This is a genomic window from Streptomyces sp. NPDC001002 (assembly GCF_053599215.1).
Map to the genome: position 1 here is coordinate 1 of NZ_JBSFLV010000299.1, position 2,393 is coordinate 2,393.

General features: G+C 69.3%; 1 pseudogene. It reads right to left on the reverse strand.

What is annotated here, in order from left to right:
- Positions 1 to 81: 81 nt before the first annotated feature.
- Positions 82 to 2,121, reverse strand: a pseudogene (locus ACWDR3_RS47620) (ATP-dependent Clp protease ATP-binding subunit); the annotation flags it as partial.
- Positions 2,122 to 2,393: the final 272 nt, after the last annotated feature.

A 2,393-nucleotide genomic window follows, 5' to 3' on the forward strand; every position in this document is an offset into this window, starting at 1 on the left:
GTAGTTGTACAGCGCGGCGGTCGCGCCCTTCACGGTGTTGAGCAGCGAGTCCTAGTTCTCGGTGTCGAGGGCGTTCGACTGCAGCAACACCACGCTGTACGGGCGCCGCCGCACCGCCTCGGTCAGCTGGCCGCCCTCCTCGTAGCCGACGTAGCCGGGCGGGGCGCCGACCAGGCGGGCCACGCTGTGCTTCTCGCCGTACTCCGACATGTCGATGCGGACCATCGCCCGCTCGTCGTCGAAGAGGAAGTCGGCGAGGGCTTTGGCGAGTTCCGTTTTGCCTACGCCCGTGGGGCCGAGGAAGAGGAACGAGCCTGTCGGGCGGTCCGGGTCCGCGATGCCGGCCCTCGTGCGCCGTACCGCGTCCGACACCGCCTGCACTGCCTCCCGTTGGCCGATCAGGCGCTTGCCCAGCTCGTCCTCCATGCGCAGCAGCTTCTGCGTCTCGCCCTCCATGAGGCGGCCGGCCGGGATGCCGGTCCAGGCGGCGACGACGTCCGCGATGTCGTCGGAGCCGACCTCGTCCTTGACCATGGTGTCCCGGGAGGCCTCCACCTCGGCCTCCGAGGCGGCCTCCAAGTCCCGCTCCAGCGTGGGGATCTCGCCGTACAGCAGCTTGGACGCGGTGTCGAAGTCGCCGTCGCGCTGGGCCCGTTCGGCCTGGCCGCGCAACTCGTCGAGCTTCTCCTTGAGTTCACCGACGCGGTTGAGGGACTGCTTCTCCTTCTCCCAGCGCGCGGTCAGCCCCCGCAGCTCCTCCTCCTTGTCGGCGAGGTCGCGGCGCAGCTTCTCCAGGCGGTCCCGGGAGGCCGGGTCGGTCTCCTTCTCCAGCGCCAGCTCCTCCATCTTCAACCGGTCGACCACACGCTGGAGTTCGTCGATCTCGACGGGGGACGAGTCGATCTCCATGCGGAGGCGGGAGGCCGCCTCGTCGACCAGGTCGATGGCCTTGTCGGGGAGGAAGCGGGAGGTGATGTAGCGGTCGGAGAGGGTGGCCGCGGCGACCAGCGCGCTGTCCGCGATCTGCACCTTGTGGTGGGCCTCGTAGCGGCCCTTGAGCCCGCGCAGGATCGCGATCGTGTCCTCGACCGACGGCTCCGCGACCAGCACCTGCTGGAAGCGGCGCTCCAACGCCGGGTCCTTCTCGATGCGTTCGCGGTACTCGTCCAGCGTCGTCGCGCCGACCATGCGCAGTTCGCCGCGCGCGAGCATCGGCTTCAGCATGTTGCCGGCGTCCATGGCGGAGTCCCCGCCCGCGCCGGCGCCCACGACGGTGTGCAGCTCGTCGATGAACGTGATGATCTGGCCGTCGGAGTCCTTGATCTCCGCCAGCACCGTCTTGAGCCGCTCCTCGAACTCGCCGCGGTACTTGGCGCCCGCGACCATCGCGCCCAGGTCGAGGGCGACCAGCCGCTTGTTCTTGAGGGACTCGGGCACATCGCCCTTGACGATCCGCTGGGCGAGCCCCTCGACGACGGCGGTCTTGCCGACGCCGGGCTCACCGATCAGGACCGGGTTGTTCTTCGTACGACGGGACAGCACCTGCACGACCCGCCGGATCTCCTGGTCGCGGCCGATGACGGGATCGAGCTTCCCCTCCCGCGCGGCCGCGGTGAAGTCCGTGCCGAACTTCTCCAGCGCCTTGTACTGGCCCTCCGGGTCAGCCGTGGTCACCCGGCGCCCTCCCCTCGCCTTCTGGAAGGCCTCCTGCAGCTTCTTCGCGGTGGCCCCCTGCCCGGACAGTACGTCACCGGCCGCGCCGCCCTTCGCGGCGATCCCGATGAGCAGGTGCTCCGTGGACAGGTACTCGTCGCCGAGCTCCTTGGCCCGCTCGGCCGCGTCCGCGATGACCGCGAGCAGCTCCCGGTTGGGCTGCGGCGGCGCGACGGTGGAGCCGGTCACGCTGGGCAGCGCGCCCAGCAGCTTCTCCGCGCCGGCCCGGACGGCGGCCTGGTCGGCGTCGACGGCGGCGAGCAGGTCGGTGATGTTCTCGTTCTCCTGCCCCTGGAGCAGAGCGAGGAGCAGGTGGGCGGGGGTGAGGTCGGAATGCGCCTCGGTCACGGCCCGGTTGCTGGCCGCGTTGATCGCGTCCCGGCTCCGGTTGGTCAGCTCTGCGTCCACGTTCGCGTTCTCCTCCTTGCGAGTCCTTGCAAGTTCTTACGGGTCTCCCATGCTGACTCAGTCAGCGTGCACAAAGTTGAGTCTATTCCACTCAAGGCGACGGGGACACAAAAACGCCCCCGCACAGGCGGAGGCGTCGGCTGTTTTCGGCCACAAACTGCAGCGGCGTCACCGTGTTCAGGTCACGGTGACGCCGAGTTCACCCCCCTGAAGTCGGCCAACGCTCGGCAGTCCGGCAACCGCATGGGCTCCATGATCAAGTCGAACTGGGC